Annotated in this window: 8 protein-coding genes; all 8 read right to left on the bottom strand. The window is 73.4% G+C overall.

The features are described from left to right. Positions 1-61 precede the first annotated feature (61 nt). Positions 62-202, bottom strand: a complete 141-nt coding sequence (locus ABZU69_RS24655; RefSeq protein ID WP_354966758.1) for a DUF397 domain-containing protein — start codon at positions 200-202, stop codon at positions 62-64. A 110-nt stretch (positions 203-312) separates the two neighbouring features. Next, a complete protein-coding gene (locus tag ABZU69_RS24660) occupies positions 313-1,053 on the bottom strand; it encodes a phosphotransferase (protein ID WP_354966701.1) in 741 nt (246 codons plus the stop codon). 187 nt (positions 1,054-1,240) lie between these two features. Continuing rightward, on the bottom strand, positions 1,241-2,572 hold the full coding sequence (locus ABZU69_RS24665) for an FUSC family protein (RefSeq protein ID WP_354966702.1): 1,332 nt from the start codon (positions 2,570-2,572) through the stop codon (positions 1,241-1,243). Beyond that, a complete protein-coding gene (locus ABZU69_RS24670; RefSeq protein ID WP_354966703.1) occupies positions 2,569-8,079 on the bottom strand; it encodes an amino acid adenylation domain-containing protein in 5,511 nt (1,836 codons plus the stop codon). Before ABZU69_RS24670 ends, ABZU69_RS24665 begins: the two co-directional genes overlap by 4 nt. Next, the gene (locus ABZU69_RS24675) at positions 8,076-11,189 is read right to left on the bottom strand and encodes an amino acid adenylation domain-containing protein (protein ID WP_354966704.1); all 3,114 of its coding nucleotides are present in this window, start codon (positions 11,187-11,189) and stop codon (positions 8,076-8,078) included. Before ABZU69_RS24675 ends, ABZU69_RS24670 begins: the two co-directional genes overlap by 4 nt. 114 nt (positions 11,190-11,303) lie before the next feature. Next, the gene (locus ABZU69_RS24680; RefSeq protein ID WP_354966705.1) at positions 11,304-11,492 is read right to left on the bottom strand and encodes an MbtH family protein; all 189 of its coding nucleotides are present in this window, start codon (positions 11,490-11,492) and stop codon (positions 11,304-11,306) included. Beyond that, positions 11,492-12,445, bottom strand: a complete 954-nt coding sequence (locus ABZU69_RS24685) for a TauD/TfdA family dioxygenase (protein ID WP_354966706.1) — start codon at positions 12,443-12,445, stop codon at positions 11,492-11,494. The genes ABZU69_RS24680 and ABZU69_RS24685 overlap by 1 nt, the downstream gene beginning before the upstream one ends. A 23-nt stretch (positions 12,446-12,468) precedes the next feature. Continuing rightward, the gene (locus tag ABZU69_RS24690) at positions 12,469-17,928 is read right to left on the bottom strand and encodes an SDR family NAD(P)-dependent oxidoreductase (RefSeq protein ID WP_354966707.1); all 5,460 of its coding nucleotides are present in this window, start codon (positions 17,926-17,928) and stop codon (positions 12,469-12,471) included. Positions 17,929-17,940: the final 12 nt, after the last annotated feature.

A 17,940-nucleotide genomic window follows, 5' to 3' on the forward strand; every position in this document is an offset into this window, starting at 1 on the left:
TGGCCAAGCTTCCCACCGCGTCACCCTGACCGACAGCGACTTCGGGTACGCCCTGGTGCGGTTACGGCCGCTCGGTGACCTGGCCGACGAACGCCCGCCACGCCGTCGGGCCGAAGACCCGGGTGCCGCCGTCGCGGTTCTTCGTGTGGCGGACCAGGACGACGCCGGGCAGGTTGTCCGCGACCTCCACGCAGTGGAGCAGGCCGAGCCGGGTGGTGTCAGCAGCATGAAGCGCAGGCCCTCGTGCACCGTGTGCTCGTGGTCGGCGTATGCGGACTCGACCGCCAACAACCCCGCTCCTCGAACGCGTTCTCAGACCGCTCGGACTTCGGCGAGCCGCTTGACTGCGTACTCGTCGTCCCAGCAGACCGCGGCCTCCCATGCGGCCGACGCCTGCGCGGCGATGTCGTACGCGCCGTCGTCGAGGCCAGCGGCATTGTCGGGCAGCACGAGGTCGAGGTCGGGGACATCGACGTGCGACTCGTCCCAGTCGATCAGCGCGACCTGATTCTCGGTCATCCGGACGTTGCCAGGGTTGAGGTCGCCGTGGACGACGCATGTCCGACGTCCGATCAGCCGCGCCCACGCTGCCCGGCATCGAGCAACCCCCTCCGGGGGCATCGCGCCGAGGTCGATCTTCGTCCCGGTCTCGGCGTGCAGGAGGTCGGTCGACGATCGCCAGCCTGGGCGCTGCGGCCAGCCCTGCGTCAACCGATGCAGCTCGCGCAGCGTGCCGGCCACGCGACGCCAGTCGGCCTGCGTCTCGGGCGGTCCGCCATCCAGGTAGGTCATCACCACCAGACCGTCGGCGAACAGCCGGCCGTCCGTAGTCGGGATCGGCACCGGCACGGTCAGACCCGCACGGTCGAGGTGTTGCAGGAGACCGGTCTCCCATGCGAGATCAGCGTCGCTCCTGGTGCCGAGACGACCGACCGCGAGGCGCCCGTTGACGCGCACGCTCCACACGTCGTTGGCTACTCCGCCAGCGAGCGGTTCGATGCGAGCGGCGTCTTCACCCCACTGCCCCAGTGCCTCCCACCCCACTGGCCGCACCTTACGGGGTTCCGAACATCACTCCCCCGGCAGATCCGGATACGCGGCGACTGTCTCGACCCGGGACACAGCGCCATCCCGAGGTCCGTTCAATCGTGGCACACCGGATTGGTGCGTGCGCGTCACCCTGACCGACCGCCGGCTGACCTGGTCGAGCGTTTCACCGGGTGGGCGTCGACCCGGTGACTCATTCCGGCGTACCACCCGCTCGAACGGACTCCTCGCCCCGCTGCACCGCGTCGCGTACCTCCTCATTCGCCGTTGTCGCGTCGCACCCGGTGGCGCGAAGGAGGTCGCTGGCGGCGGTACGCACCTGGGTCACCACCGCGTCGCCGAATTCGTCGACCCTCTGGGCTCGGGCTCGGCCAGCCTGGAAGACGGCGGCGCGTACCGCGTACCGGGTCTTCTCGGTGGGGCGCCCGGCGCGGTGCTCACGGCGCAGCAACTCGACGGCGTCGGCGAGTTGTCCGACACTCGCGGGCAGGTCGGGAGGAACCCGTTCGTTGTACTGCAAGGCCAGCGCTGACCTGCGGGCCACTCCCCGACTGTGCTCGATGACCCGTTCCATCTGCTGGCTCGCACGCGCGAACCGCTCCACATCCTGCCGGCGCAGCCAACGGGCCGGCGCGAGGCTGACGACCTCCTCGGCGCCGCTGAGTGCCTGGTGCATCCGGTCGAGGTCCGGTCCCATGGCGCGTAGGGCGTCCAACGCGCGAACCGCCCGCTGCTGATCGCTCGTCGTCAGCGCTTTGGAGACCTCCCGTAACTGACGGGCGAGGCAGTGGAAGATGGGGGCCGCGTCACGGTCGAGGATCCGCATCGGGTTCAGCGGTATCAGCAAGGCGACCACCACGAGGCCCACCGCTCCGCCGACCATCGCCTCAACGATGCGCGGCCATTCCAGGTCCTTCTGGGCCGGCGCCAGGGTCGCGAGCAGCACCGCCGTGCCGCCGGCCTGGCCGACGGCCGCCCCGCTGCGTCCGAAGAGCACCAGCGTGGCGAGGATGGCGCACCCGACGACGAATCCGGTCTGCCAGAACCCGGTGCCCAGAAAGGACAGCAGGAAGTCGGTGGTGGCGATGCCGAGCCCGACTCCGAGCAGCAGTTCGACCGTGCGGTGGGCGCGCTGCCCGAGTGAGGCGACGATCGTGCCCACCGCAGCGGAGGGGGCGAAGATCGGCGCGGGGTTGCCCAGCAGATCGTGCCCTATCGACCAGGCCAGAGCCGCGGCGAGTCCTGCCTGTACCGAGATGACCAGGGCGACTTCCAGTTGACTGAGCCGCAGTCGTCCCGCCCGGCCACCTCGGCCCCGAACCCGAGCGGCAGTTGCTTTCGCGCGTGCCACCAGCCGGTCGCGCGGTGGCGGGCTGCCCGCAGGCCGGCTGCGGCCATCAGGATTCACCGAGCACTCGTACCACGGCGCAGCTCGGGAGGTCCGGCCAATCCCGAAGATGATCTCGTACGCGGTGGGTGCCACCGCGGTGCCGTGCGGCACGGCGGTGGCACCCGCACCCGTCACACCCCGACCGGCACCCGCTCCTCCTCGCGTTCCGTGGCGCGGGCGGCCAGTCGGCGTTCCCGCTCCTGCGCGCCGATCAGGTCGTCGGGCAGCGAGTCCGGCACCTCCAGGTCGAAACGGCGCAGCAGCCGGATCGCGAAGCCGCCCAGGCTGATCAGGACCAGCGCCGCGCCGAAGCAGACGTACGCGAAGCCGATGCCCCGGCCCGGACCGGTGCCGATCACCGCGCCCACCGACCCGGCGAGCGCCCCGTCCGGGGCGAGCATCGGCTCGAACAGACCGGTGGCGGCCGGGGCGAGCAGCGCGAAGCCGATCGGCAGCGTCGACCAGGTGATGGTCTGGTTGAGGCTGAACACCCGGCCGTGGAAGCGCTGCGGCACCTTGACCTGGACGATGGTGGCGTAGATGGACTGCGCGGTGGTCATCGACATGGCCAGCCAGAAGGCGCCGACGCAGATCATCGCGACGGACGCGTCCAGGCCGACCAGGACGCAGCCGACCGCCGTGCCGATGTTGCCGATCAGCACGCCGATCATGCGTCGGTGTCGGGGCCCGCCCCACAGCGACATGAGTACGCCACCGGCGACCGCGCCGAGGGCCTCGGCTAGAGCCACCTGGGCCACCTGCGTGGCGCTGCCGAAGGAGAGCACCAGCGGTGTGGTGAGCACCAGCGCGGGGGCCAGGAAGATGTTGCCCAGCGCGAAGTAGCCCAGCATCAGGCGGAAGCCGCGGTGGCGCCACGAGTAGCGCAGGCCGTTCGCGATCGCCACCAGCAGCCGCTCCCTGGGCCGCCAGCCGAGCAGGTCGGGGAAGCGGACCACCGACAGGGTCACCACCGCGACAAGGTAGCTGACCACGTCCAGCAGCAGGATGCCCTTGAGGTCGATGGCGGCCAGCAGACCCGCGGCGAAGACCGGCATGAGCAGCATGCCGAAGCCGTTGGAGAGCTGGGTGATGCCCATGGCGTGGCCCAGGTAGCGCTTGGGCACCAGCTGCGGCACGGCCGACTGGAACGCGATCCGCTGGAACGATCCGGCGACCTGACTCAGCGCCACCAGGGCGTAGATGTGCCAGAGCGCCAGGTTGTCGGTCCAGAGCAGCGCGGCGAGGATCAGCTGGATCGAGCCGGCGCTGCAACTGGCGATCATCATGATCTTTCGCCGGCTGACCCGGTCGGTGATCGCGCCCGCGACCGGCAGCATCAGCACGCCGCAGACCAGCGCGAGGGCCCAGAGCAGGCCCAGGTTGGCCACCGAGCCGGTGCGGGTGAACAGCCAGATCGGCAGGGCGAACGCGGTCAGCGCGGAGCCGGTGGTGGAGACCAACTGACCGGCGGTGACCGCCACGAACCGGGCCATGCTCGGCCGGACCACCGGCTGTTCCGGGCCGGTGCGGGCGTCGACGCCCGTGGTGTCGGCCACCGCCCAGCCGGCGTCCTCGCCGCGTGCCTGCGGGGTCAGCGCGGCGACGTCGCCGGCGACGAGCGCCGGGTGCACCCGGGTGACGATCTCGGCCAGCTCCTCGGCCCGGTACTTGAGGAAGAAGTGCCCGGCCTGGTCGAGGACGACCAGCCCCAGCCGGTCGCTGAGGAACTGCCACTCGGCGTACCGCTCGGTGTGGTAGTCGGTGACCGGGTCCTCCGAGCCGACCACCGAGATGATCGGGGCGCGCAGCTTCTCCGCGCGCCGGTCGAGCAGGTCCGTGAAGTACTCCTCCGAGGCCCGGGAGTCGGCGCGCATGTTGCTGATGATCCGGTCGGCCTGCTCCGGGTCCAGCTCGTCGGTGTCCACCCCCATCGACTTGAGCCAGCTCGCGTAGTGCTTGTTGCTGCGCAGCTTCTCCAGCCGGGTGCGGACCGCCGCGAAAAGTCCCTTCGGACGGGCGAACGGGAACATCGCGCCGATGTAGAGGGCGGTCAACTCCCGGCCGGCGGCTTCCACCTTGCGGGCCACCTCGGCGACGATCGCACTGCCGACGCCGCAGTGCCCGTACAGGGCGAGCGGGCCCTCGACGCGCTCCAGGATCTCCTCGGCGACCCGGGAGGTCAGCTCGTCGAAGGGCAGCGCGTCCTCGGTGAGCCCCACGTCGTGACCCGGGATGGCCAGCGACCAGAGCGCGTGCCCGGCCGGCAGCGCGTCCGCGAGGGGCTGGTAGACGATCGCGCTGCCGCCGCCGTACGGCACACAGACGTAGGTGATCACCCGCTGCGCCACCGGGATCGGCTTGGTCAGCTCGTAGAGCAGCCGGCGCGGCCCGTCGCTCTCACCGTCGCCGGACATGAACGTGGCCAGGTCGCGGATGGTCCGCTGCTGGAACAGGTCCATCACGCCGACCGGCCGTCCCCCGTGCTCGGCCTTGCGGATCCGGGCCACCACCTGGGTGGCGAGCATCGAATGCCCACCCAGATCGAAGAAGTCGTCGTCGATGCCGAGGGTCGCCACCCCGAGCACGTCCGACCAGATGCCGGCGAGCAACCGCTCGGTGTCGTCGCGCGGCTCGACCAGCGCCACCGACGCGGCGCGGGTGACCACCGGCGCGGGCAGCGCCCTGCGGTCCAGCTTGCCGTTCGGGCTCAGCGGCAGGGCGTCCAGGGTGACGAACGCGGCGGGCACCATGTACTCGGGCAGGGTCTCCTTCAACGCCGCCTTGACCGCGTCGTGCTCGGCCGCGCCGACCAGGTACCCGGTGAGCCGCTTGTCGCTGGGGGTGTCCTCGCGGACCAGCACCACCGCCTCGGTCACCCCGGGCTGGGCGCGCAGCGCACTCTCGATCTCGCCCAGCTCGATGCGCAGCCCGCGCAGCTTGACCTGGTGGTCGATCCGCCCGAGAAACTCGAGCACCCCGCCGTCCGCCACGCCGGGCGCGACGCGCCAGCGGGCCAGGTCGCCGGTGCGGTAGAGCCGGGCGCCCGGCTCGGCGGCGAACGGGTCCGGCACGAACCGTTCGGCGGTCAGCGCCGGCCGGCGGTGGTAGCCCCGGGCCAGCCCGACGCCGCCGATGTGCAGCTCACCGGCGACGCCGACCGGGCACGGGTTGCCCCGGGCGTCCAGCACGTGCAGCCTCAGGTTGCTGATCGGCGCGCCGATCGGCACGCTGGTCAGCTCCGCCAGCAGCGCCGGGTCGCACGTCCAGGCGCTGACGTCGATCGCCGCCTCGGTGGGGCCGTACAGGTTGTGCAGGCCGCAGCCGGGCAACCCGGCGGTGAAGTCCCGGGCCGCGGCGAGCGGCAGCTCCTCGCCGCTACAGATCACCCGACGCAGCGCGGTGGCCGCCTCGACGCCGTCCTCGGCGAGGAAGACGGTGAGCATGGACGGTACGAAGTGGGCGGTGGTGACCCGCTCGGAGATCAGCAGGTCGCGCAGGTAGCCGGCGTCCTTGTGACCGCCCGGCTCGGCCAGCACCAGTCGGGCGCCCTCGCGCAGGGGCCAGAAGAACTCCCAGACCGAGACGTCGAAGCTGGCCGGGGTCTTCTGCAACACCGCGTCGTCGGCGCCGAGCCGATAGGTGCGCTGCATCCAGTCGAGGCGGTTGACGATGCCCCGGTGGGTGTTCGGCACGCCCTTGGGCCGGCCGGTGGAGCCGGAGGTGTAGATGACGTACGCGAGGTTGGCCGGGTCCGCCGCCGGAGTCGGGTCGGTCACCGGCTGGTCGGCCCAGGTCGACTCGTCGTCCAGGGCGAGCACGCTCGCGTCGGTCGCCGGCAGCACGTCGCGTAGGTGTTCCTGCACCAGCACCACCGGCGCCGCGGCGTCGGTGACCATGAAGGCCAGCCGGTCCGGCGGGTACTCCGGGTCCAGCGGAAGGTAGGCGCCGCCGGCCTTGAGCACGCCGAGCAGGCCGGCGACCAGCTCCACCGAACGTTCCGCGCAGACCCCGACCAGGGTCTCCGGGCCCACCCCGGCGCCGCGCAGGCGGTGCGCCACCCGGTTCGCCGCCGCGTTCAGCTCGGCGTACGTCACCGAGCGGCCGGAGAACCGCAGCGCCACCGCGTCCGGGGTACGGGCGGCCCGCTCCTCGATCGGGGCGTGCAGCGTCTGCTGCCGGGGGAAGTCGCCGGCGGTGTCGTTCCATCCGGTCAACAGCTCCCGCTCGGCCGGGGCGAGCAGGTCCAGCGCGGAGACCGGCAGGTCCGGTGCGGCGACCACGGCGCGCAGCAGGGTGGTCAGCCGGTGCGCCATCCGCTCGACGGTGGCCCGGGTGAACAGGTCGGTGTTGAAGACCAGCTTGCCCCAGAGCCCGTCGCTGGTCTCGACGGCGTGCAGCTCGAAGTCGAAGCGGGTGGCGCGCAGCTCCATCGGATGCCACTCGAAGCCGACCCCGCCGTCGTCGGCGACACCGTCGAACCGGCCCATCTCGTAGTTCTGCAACACGAACATCGCCTGGAACACCGGCGAGCGGCTGACATCGCGTGGCAGGCCCAGCTCGTGCACCACCCGGGCGAACGGCACCTCGGCGTGCTCCAACCCGTCCAGCACCGCGCGGCGGGTCCGCCCCAGCAGCTCGGTGAAGGTCGGGTCGCCGGCCAGCTCGGCGCGCAGCGGCAGCATGTTGACGAACATGCCGACCACGTTCTCCAGCTCCGGCGCGGACCGGCCGGCCACCGAGGCGCCCACCGCGAAGTCGTCTTGGCCGGCGTGCCGGGCCAGGAACACCTGGTACGCAGCGAGCAGGGTCATGAACAGCGTGCCGCCGTAGGAGCGGGTCAGCGCGGCCAGCCCCTCGGTGGCGGCAGCGTCCAGGGTGAACTCGACGAAGTCGCCCCGGTAGGTCTGGGTCGCCGGCCGGGGCAGGTCCAGCGGCAGCTCCAGGGGCGTGATCCCGGCCAGCCGTCCCTTCCACCAGTCCAGGTGCCGGCGGGCACTCGGCCCGGTCAGCTCCCGCGCCTCCCAGACGGCGAAGTCGCCGTACTGCACCGGCAGGGCAAGCAGCTCCCTGTCGCGGTAGCGGGTGATCAGGTCGCGCAACAGCACGTCTACCGACCAGCCGTCGCCGACGATGTGGTGCTGGCCGAGGAAGAACACGTGCTCGGTCGGCGCCAGGCGGATCAGCAGGGCCCGCAGCAGCGGCCCGTTGGCCAGGTCGAACGGCTCGGCCGCCGCCTGGTCGACCAGCGCCCGCGCGGCGGCCTCGTCGGCGGCGTCGACCACGGTCAGCGGCACCTCGACCGCGTCGTCGAGCACCGCGGTGGGCCGCCCGTCGGAGTCGGCCGGGAACCGGGTGCGCAGCGACTCGTGCCGCCGGGTCAGGTCGGCCAGCGCCCGGCGCAGGGCCGCGACGTCGAGCGGGCCACGCACCCGCAGCGGCACCGCGATGTGGTACGCCGCCTCGCCGGGGGCGAGCTGATCCATGAACCAGACCCGCTCCTGGGCGTACGACAGCGGCACCTCGGCGTCCGGCGGGCGGGGGGTGATCCGCGCGGCGGGGGTGCCGCCCGACCGGCGGCGCAGCCGTTGGGTGATCAGCGCCTGTCGGGCGGCGTCGCGGGCCGGGTCCTTCACGTCGGTCATGTCGGGGTGTCCTTCTCCGCCGCGAGCAGCGCGGCGACCTCGGTGTCGGAGAGCTCGTCGAGCTCGGCGGCGATCCGCTGCTCGATCTGGGCGGCCAGGTCGGCGACCACCGGGCTGCTGAACAGCGCCCGCATCGGCAACTCCACGTCCACCTCGGCGCGGATGCGCGCCATCGCCCGCATGCCGCGTAACGAGTTGCCACCCAGGGCGAAGAAGTCGTCGAGCGCACCGACCTTCTCCAACTGGAGGATCTCGGCGTAGATCTCGGCGACCAGGGCCTCGGCGTCGGTGCGCGGGGCGACGAAGCCGCCGGAGGTGGCGGCGGCCGGGGCCGGCAGCGCGGCGGTGTCCAGCTTGCCGTTCGGGGTCAGCGGCAGCGCGTCCAGCCGGACGAGAGCGCTCGGCACCAGGTGCGCGGGCAGCTCAAGGGCCAGGTCGGCGGCGAGCGCCGCCTCGTCGACCCGGCCGACCAGGTAGCCGACCAGTGTCGGCTCGCCGCTGTCGGCGCGGACCACGACCACGGCCTCGTCCACGTCCGGCCGGGCACGCAGCACCGACTCGATCTCGCCCAGCTCGATCCGCATGCCCCGGACCTTGACCTGGTTGTCCCGGCGGCCCACGTACTCCAGCGTCCCGTCGGCCCGCCAGCGGGCCAGGTCACCGGTGCGGTACATCCGCTCCCCCGCCGGCCCGTACGGGCAGGGCAGGAAGCGCTCGGCGGTGAGCGCCGGCCGGCGCAGGTAGCCCCGGGCCAGTTGCGACCCGGCGACGTACAGCTCGCCGACCACGCCCGGCGGTACCGGGGTCAGCGCGGCGTCGAGCAGGTGGACCCGGGTCGTCCAGGTGGGTTGGCCGATCGGCACCGGACCGGCGGGCACCGGCTGCCCGGGGGCGATCCGGGCCGCGACGCAGCCGACGGTCGCCTCGGTGGGGCCGTACTCGTTGATCACGGCCACCTCGGGGTGGGCCCCCCGCCAGCCGGCCAGTTGCTCACCGGCCAGCGCCTCGCCGCCGATCACCAGGTCGGTGGTGGGCGACAGCGCGTCGTCGAGCAGCGGCAGGTGGCTGGGGGTGACCTTGAGGAAGGTGGGCGGGCCGCCGGCGCGGGCCGCCGGCGTGTCGATGCCGGCCAACCGGACCGTGCCGCCGGCGGTGAGCGGGCCGAGCAGCCCGGTCACGGTCAGGTCGAACGAGACCGGCGAGTGCAGCAGCGCGGTGCCGGCCAGCCCGGGGTAGGTGTCCTGGGCCCAGGCCAGGTACGCGGTGACCGCGCGGTGCTCGATCAGCACGCCCTTGGGCCGGCCGGTGGAGCCGGAGGTGTAGAGCAGGTACGCGGGGTGCTCCGGGTGCAGCGGCGACCGCCGGTCGTCGTCGGTCAGGTCGGCGCCGTCCAGGTCGGCGGCGGTCGTCGGACCGAGCACCAGCGCGTCGGTCGGGGCCAGCTCGGCCGTCCGCGGGGTGGCCAGCACCAGCGCCGGCTCGGCGTCGGCCAGCAGGTAGCCGATCCGGTTCGCCGGGTAGTCGGTGTCCACCGGCAGGTACGCCGCGCCGGACTTGAGCACCGCGAGGATGGCCACCACCAGCTCCACCGAGCGGGGCAGCAGCAGCGCGACCCTGGTCTCCGGGCCGGCGCCGCGCTCGACCAGGAGCCGGGCCAGCCGGTTGGCCCGGGCGGCCAGCTCGGCGTAGCTCAGGTGCATGCCGTCGCAGACCAGCGCGACCGCGGCCGGGGTGGCGGCGGCCTGCCGCTCGACCTCGGCGACCAGGGTGGCCGGGGCGACCTCACCACCGGTGCCGGTCCAGGTGAGCAGCACGTCGCGTTCGGCGTCGTCGAGCAGGGGCAGCGCGGACAGCCGCGTCGCCGGGTCGGCGACGGCGGCGGCGAGCAGCCGCAGGTAGCGGGCGACGACCGACTCGGCGGTGGCCCGGTCGAACAGGTCGGTGCGGTAGACCAGCCGACTGGTGCCGCCGGTGATGTCGAAGGCCAGGTCGTCCTTGGTGGTGCCCAGCGGCACCGGGTCCAGGCCGGAGTCCGGGATGAAGTTCAGCGCGGTCTGGAACACCGGCTGCACCGACGGGTCACGGTGCGGTGTGACCACCTCGACGATCCGCTGGAACGGCGTCTGCCCGTGCTCCATCGCGTCCACCAGGCCGGCACGGATCCGGCCGAGCAGCTCGGCGACGCTCGGGTCGCCGGCCAGGTCGCACCGCAGCGCGACCGGGTTGACGAACATGCCGATCAGCGGGGTCAGCTCGGCCGTGTCCCGCCCGGCGGTGGAGACCCCGACCACCACCTCGGGATCGCCGGAGATCCGGGACAGCAGCGCCGCGAAGGTGGCCAGCAGCACCATGTACGGGGTGGCCGAGGCGTCGGCGGCGAGCTGCCCGACGCGGTCCAGCAGCCCTTCGGGAAGGTCGAAACGCACCTCGTCGCCGGCGAAGCCGAGCTGGGTGGGGCGTGGCCGGTCCAACGGCAGGCCGGTCACCGCCGGCGCGCCGGCCAACTGCTCGCGCCAGAAGGCGAGCTGGCGTGTCAGCTCGTCACCGGAGAGCTGGTCACGCTGCCAGACGGCGAAGTCGGCGTACTGGATGGGCAGCTCGGGCACGTCGGCGGGCGCGCCGGTCAGCGCGGCCCGGCTGAACGCGGCCAACTCGGCGTCGAAGAGCACCGCGGAGTGGCTGTCGAAGACCGCGTGGTGCACCACGAACTGCAACCGGAGCCGGTCGTCGAAGCGGGCCAGCCGGGCCCGCCACGGTGGCGGGGCGTCCAACGGGATCGGGGTGCGGGCAAGCTCGGTCATCGTCTCGGCGTACCGGCGCTCCTGCTCGTCGGCGGGCAGGCCGGTCAGGTCCAGCTCGGGCAGCTCCAGCGGCTCGGCGGCACGGACCACCTGCACCAGCGCGCCGTCGACCATCCGCAGGTGGGTACGGAGCGACTCGTGCCGGGCGACCACCTGGGCGAGCACCTCGACGGCCTGCGCCGCGGTGACGCCGGCCGGGAACCGCCACGGCGCCGAGACGTTGTAGACCGGCGAACCCGGGTCGAGTTGGTTGGCGGTCCACACCCGCTCCTGGGCGAAGGAGGCCGGGAAGGTCCACTCCCTGGTCATCGGTGCCACCTTCCGTTCGCGACTGCGGGGCTCCGCTTCGCTGCACTCCTCGCGCTCACCGGTGCCGCCTTCCGTTCGCGACTGCGGGGCTCCGCTGCGCTGTGCTCCTCGCGCTCACCGGCTCGCCTCGCGTACCGAGCGGGGGCGCATGTCGGTCCAGACGGTGTCGATGTGCGCCAGGCACTCCTCGCGGGTGCCGGCGAAGCCGGCGTCGTGCCACCCCGCCGGGAGGTCCCGCTCGGCCGACCAGATGGAGTACTGCTCCTCGTCGTTGCGTACGACCAGGAATCGGGTTTCGGCCATCACTGCTCTCCAACGGTGTCGGGGGTGTGCGGTTCGGCCATCGCGACGGCGATCCTCCGGGCGCCGGTGAACGGCTCCCGCCCGTGCGCGGCGGTCATGTTGTCGACCACCAGCACGTCGTCGCGCTGGTAGTCGAATCGGACGCTGGCGGCCCGGTACGCGGCGCGCAGGTGGTCCATGACGTCGGCGGGGATCTCACCGCCGTCGCCGTAGTAGGTGTTCGACGGCAACCCGTCGGCGCCGAACATGGCCAGCAGGCCTTCCTGGATGTCCTTGGCCAGGCTGCTCACGTGGAAGAAGGTGGCGTGGTTGAACCAGCGGGGGGTGTCCGAGCCGGGCCGGTGGTGCACGGCGTCGCGGACCGCCCGGGTACGCAGCCCGTCGCGGCCGGTCCACTCCAGACTGATCCGGTTGGCGGCCGCGTACGCCTCGACCTCGGCCCGGTCGTCGGTGCCGAACACGTGCTGCCAGCTGGCGCCGAAGTCCTCGTGGAAGTTGCGCATCAGCATCCAGCGGCGGCGGACGAACTCCTCGCGTACCGCGGGGTCGATCTCCCGGTAGACCTGGCGGATGTCGGCCAGGGGTGTGGCGCCCAGCGTCTCCGGCGCGGTGATGCAGTAGAAGAACAGGGTCAACGGCCAGCGCGCCTGGTACGAGTTCTCGTTGTGCAGGAAGATCTCTTCGTCCGGCGGGTAGTCGGTCGAGGTGTACACCTGGCCCTTGATGGCGTGCCGCGGCGAGGACCGCTCGGTGTAGGTCAGCGGCTCACCGGACAGCGCCCGGACCACCTGGTCGAAGCCGTCCACCCCGTCCACGTCGAAGCCGCGGAACAGCAGACCACCCTGCTCGGCGAGGGTGGTCCGCAGCTCGGCGCGGCGCTCGGTAATCAGCTCGGTCAGTGCCCGGCCGTCGGATTCGACGACCACGGGCAGCGTGGCGATCGTGTCGCTCATGGCTCTCCAGTCCTGATTTCTCGTCACGCGCGGGGCAGTCGCGGAATGGCGGGGATCGGTGCCGGGCTGGCCGGCTCGTCGGTGGTCGTGCCGCGCAACTCCTCGATCCGGGCGGCCAGCCCGGCCACGGTGGGGATCTCGAAGAGGCTGCGCATCGGCAGCTTCACCCCGGTCGCCCTGCGCATCGCCGCGATGAGCTGCACCGCGACCAAAGAGTTGCCGCCCAGGGCGAAGAAGTCGTCGTCGAGGCCGACCCGGGTCACCCCGAGCGCGTCCTGCCACACCCGGGCGATGGTGCTCTCCAGCTCGGTGCCCGGTGCGGCGCTGCCGTCCCCGACGCCGGGCTGGACCGGATCGGCGACCACGTCGTCGCCGGTGAGGTTGCCGGTGGTGACCCGCCCGGCTCGGCGGCGGATGTCGTCCACCGTCCGGGTGGCGATGACCACCTGGGCGCCGAGGCCGGCGGTGAGGCTGCGACGGAACGCCTCCGCGCCGTCCACCGGCCGGATGTCCTCGGTCGAGGTCGGCGCGGCAGAGCCTCCGTCAGCGTCGGACGGTCCGGTCAGGCCGCCGGTGACCGCGCCCTGGTCGACCCGGCGCAGCACGAAGTCGCTGATCGCGACCAGCTCCCGGCCGCCCGGGTCGCGCAGCGACAGATCGGCGGCGACGACCTCGTCGGTGTCGCCGGCCCGGTGCCGCAGCTCGCTGGTGAACCGGGCCGGCAGCGGCCCCCGCACCACGATCCGGCCGTACGACATCGGCAGGTACGTGCCGCTGCCCTGACCCCGGCCGAACGCGGTCGCCACGTCCAGCAGCGCGGGGTGCAGGCCCCAGTCGGGCAGGTCGCCGACGGCCGGAGCGGGTGCCTCGACCACCGCCAGTTCGGAGCCGTCGGCCAGGTGATGCTCGCCCAGCGCCGCCCAGCGCGGCCCGAAGGTGAGCATGCTGGTCCTGCCCCGGCCGAAGGAGGCGTCGTCGTCCACCCGACGGCCGGCCGGAACGGCCGGGACAGCCGGTGGGGCCGGCTCGTCGGTCCAGCCGGCCGCGCCCCGCACATGGGTGCGCAGTCGGCCACCGGCCAGGCTCCGGACCGCGAAGTCCGTGCCGCCGTCGTCGGCCCGCGTCAGCTCCACCCGGTACTGGGCGACGGTGCCGTCGGGCACCGCGAACGGCTCCAGGAAGACCACGTCGCGCAGCTCCACGGCCGCTCCCGGGCCGGGGGCGGGCAGCGCGGACGCCACCGCGGCCCGCACCGACTCCAGGTGGGCGGTGCCCGGCACCACCGGAACCCCGCCGATCCGGTGCTCGTCGAGCAGCCAGTGGGTGCTGGCGGAGACCAGACCGTGCAGCACCGTCTCCGCCGGCCCGGTGACCTTCGTGGTGAGCACCGGGTGGTCGACCGGGCTCGTCACCGTGTCGCGGCCGGCCGCCCGGAACCCGGCCGGCGCGGCGGTCTCCACGGCCATGCCCACCTCGGCCCAGCCACCCCAGTTCTGCGACAGCACCGGGGCCCGCCAGCCCGCGCCGGAGCGGGCGTGCGCGTCCAGGAAGGCGTTCGCGGCGCAGTAGTCGACCTGCCCGAAGCCGCCGACCACCGCGGTGATGGACGAGCAGAGCACCACGAAGTCCAGCGGCAGGTCGCCGAAGACCTGGGCGAGGGCGAGGGTGCCGGCGAGCTTCGGGGCGAGCACCCGTTCCGCCTCGGCCCGCTCCTTGACCTCGGCCATCCCACCGCCGGGCAGACCGGCCGCGTGGACGATGCCGTCGACGCCGCCGTACGCGGCCGTCGCGGCGTCGCGGACCCGGCGCAGGTCGGCCGGGTCGGTGACGTCGGCGGCGAGCACGAGCACCTCGGCGCCGGCGGCCTCTATCCGGCGGATCGCCGCGATGGCCCGTCCGGCCCGATCATCGCCGCGCACGGCGAGGTGGTCGTCCCACCGCTCGCGCTCGGGCAGCCCGGAGCGGGCCAGCAGCACCAGCTTCGCGCGCGCCCGGGTGGCGAAGTCCTCGGCCAGGGTGATGCCGATGCCGCCGAGGCCGCCGGTGATCACGTACCGGCCGCCGTCGCGGAGCGCGCCCGGCTCCCCCTCGGCGTCGATCGTCACCTGCTCGACGTCGGCCACCCAGCGGCGGCCGCCACGCAGGGCCACCTCGGGCTCCCGGGGACGGCGCAGCTCGGCGACCAGCGGGCCGGCGTCGTCGTCGGTCGGGTCCGCGTCGATGAGCCGGACCGCCAGCCCGGGCAGCTCGGCCGGGAGCACCCGGGCCAACCCGGCGAGGGTGGCGTGCTCCGGGCGGCGCAGGTCGTCGCCGCGCACGTCGCCGGTGCCGGCGGTGAGCAGGTCCAGGGCGAGGCCGTGCTCCTCGCCGGTCAGCCCGGCGCCGGCGAGCGCCTGCACCAGGTGCAGGGCGCTGAAGAAGCCCAGGTCCTGGGCGGCCCAGGTGGCCGCGATGTCGGTGCCAGTCGGCGCGGCGTCCAGGGTGAACGCGTGCACCAGCCGGATCGGCGGTGCGGCGTCGGCGGTGAGCGCGGCGACCAACGCGTCGTGGTCGGCGCGTACACCCGGGCGCAGCCGGTAACCACCGTCGGCGGCGGCGAAGGCGTCGCCGGGGCGTACCGGCACCGGGTCGGCACCGGCGGCCCGCAGGCCGGCGACCAGCGCGTCACCGCGCGGACCCGCCGTGAGGACCAGGCAGCGGCCCAACGACCCGGACGGCGGCAGCGGCGCGGCCTGCCGCCAGACCGGCACCGCAAACCACCCGGCCAGCGGTCGCGGCCCGGTCTCCACCGGCGCGGCGGCGACGGGCTGTTCCGGGTCCGGCTCGATCCAGTAGCGGCGGCGCTCGAACGGGTACGTGGGCAGCGGCACCCGGCGGGCCGTCGGGTCGGCGTCGACGCGCACCGGAAGCCCGGCGCACCACAGCGCGCCGGCGGTGGCGAGCAGGGCGGCCAGATCACCGGTGCTCTCCCCGGCGGCGGGCAGGCTGGCCAGCGGGGTGAGCGAGCGCTGCTCCGGCGCGGCCTTCGCGACCTGCATCCGGGCCAGGCTGGCCAACTGCCGGCCGGGACCGCACTCGACCAGCTGCCACGTGCCGGCGGCCAGCAGGGTGGCCACGCAGTCGCCGAAGCGGACCGGCTGACGCAGGTGCGTCGCCCAGTACGCCGGGTCGATCGCCTGCTCAGCGGTGATCCAGGTGCCGGTGACGTTGGACAGGAACGGCACCGTCGGCGGGCGCAGCGGGACCGTGCCCATCAGCGCGGTGAACTCGGCGAGAATCGGCTCCACCATCGGCGAGTGGAACGCGTGCGACGTGCGCAACGCCTTCGACTTGCCCTTCAGCGTCGCGGCGAACGCCTCGACGGCGGCGGTCTCGCCGGCCACCACACAGGTGCCCGGGCCGTTGACCGTGGCCACCGAGAGGCCGTCGGGCAGCAGGTCGGCGACGACCGACTCGTCCAGCGCGACGGCGAGCATCGAGCCGGCGGGCAACGACTGCATCAGCCGGCCCCGGGCGGCGACCACCCGCAGCGCGTCCGGCAGGCTCAGCACGCCGGCCACGGTGGCCGCGACGTACTCGCCGATGGAGTGGCCGATCATCGCGGCCGGTCGGACCCCGGCGGCCTGCCAGAGCGCGGCCAGGGCGTACTCGACGGTGAACAGCGCGGGCTGGGTGTAGCGGGTCTGGGTGAGCTTCTCCCCCGCCGCCGGATCCCGGCCGAGGATCAGGTCGCGCAGGTCCAGACCCAGGTCGGGGCGGAGCAGCTCGGCGCACTCGTCGACGACCGCGGCGAAGCGGGGCTGCTCGGCGTAGAGCTGCGCGCCCATCCCCGCGTACTGGGCGCCCTGACCGGAGAACAGGAATGCCACTGTCGGGGCTGGACGGTCGGTCGATGGTTTCGGTCCGCGGAGAGGGGCACGGAGGGCGGCTGCTGCCGTGGGGAGGTCGGTGGCGACGACGGCGCGGCGGTGCGGGTGTGCGCGGCGGCCGACGAACAGGGTGTGCGCGACGTCGGCGAGGTACGCGGGCCCGGCGTCGGCGGCGCCGTCCAGGTGCGTGGCGAGGCGTTGCACCGCCCCGTCCAGGGCGCTCGGGGTGGCCGCGCTGACCTGGAGCAGGTACGCCGGGCGCACCCGACGGTCCGTGCGGTACGCCGCCGGCGCCTCCTCCAGCACCACGTGGGCGTTGGTGCCGCCGATGCCGAACGAGCTGACCCCGGCCCGGCGGGGCCCGCCGTCGGTGTCCCACTTGGTGAGGGTGTTCGCCACGTAGAACGGGGTGTCGGCGAACTCGACGGCCGGATTCGGCGTCTCGAAGTTGATCGTCGGCGGGATCAGCCCGTGCTCCATGGCGAGCACCGTCTTGATCACGCTGACGATGCCGGAGGGTTGGCTGAGGTGGCCGATGTTCGACTTCACCGAGCCGATGCCGCACCAGCCCCGCTCGTCGGTGTCCCGGGCGTACACGGCGGACAGCGCCGCCACCTCGATCGGATCACCCATCGCGGTGCCGGTGCCGTGCGCCTCGACGTAGCTGATGGTGCGCGGGTCGACGTCGGCCATGGCCACGGCCTGGGCGATGGCCGCCGCCTGCCCGTCGATGCTGGGCGCGGTGAAGCCGACCTTGGCGGCGCCGTCGTTGTTGATCGCGTTGCCGAGCACGACCGCGCGGATGGCGTCCCCGTCGGCGATCGCGTCGGAGAGCCGCTTGAGCAGGGTCACCCCGGCGCCGCTGCCCCACACCGTGCCGTTGGCGGCGGCGTCGAACGGGCGGCAGCGGCCGTCGGGTGAGGTGAAGCCGTCCATGCCGAGGTAGCCGACGTGCGGCAGCTCGATGTTCACACCACCGGCGAGCGCCATGTCGCACTCGCCGTTGCGCAGCGCCTCGCAGGCCAGGTGGAACGCGACCAGCGACGTGGAGCAGGCGGTGTGCACGGTCAGGCTCGGCCCGCGCAGGTCCAGCCGGTACGACACGTTGGTGGCCACATAGTTCGGCGAGTTGCCGGTGGCGATGGAGACCGCGGAGTGCGGGTTGCCGCCGACCCGCCGGTTCCGCAGCACGTGCCGGTTCAGGTAGATGTTGCCGCCGGTGCCGGCGTACACGCCGATCGCGCCGTCGTAGCGGGTCGGGTCGTAGCCGGCGTCCTCCAGCGCCGTGTGGCAGGACTCCAGGAACAGGCGGTGCTGCGGGTCGGTCAGCTCCGCCTCCCGGCCGGTCATCCCGAACAGCGTGGCGTCGAACTCGTCGTAGCCGTCGACCAGCGGAGCGCGACTGACCCAGCCCGGGTCGTCGACCTCCTCCACGCTCGCGCCCCGGGCCAGCTGCTCCTCCCGGGTCAGCTCGGTGACCGACTCCACCCCGTCGATGAGGTTGCGCCAGAACTCGCGCACGTCGGCCGCGCCGGGCAGGCGCGCGGCCAGACCGACGATCGCGATCGGTTCGATGCCCTCGTCGGGCAGGTCGGCTGCGGTCGGGTTGCTCATCAGGTCGTCCTT

It is taken from the genome of Micromonospora sp. NPDC005206, from assembly GCF_040608175.1.
Lineage (GTDB): Bacteria > Actinomycetota > Actinomycetes > Mycobacteriales > Micromonosporaceae > Micromonospora.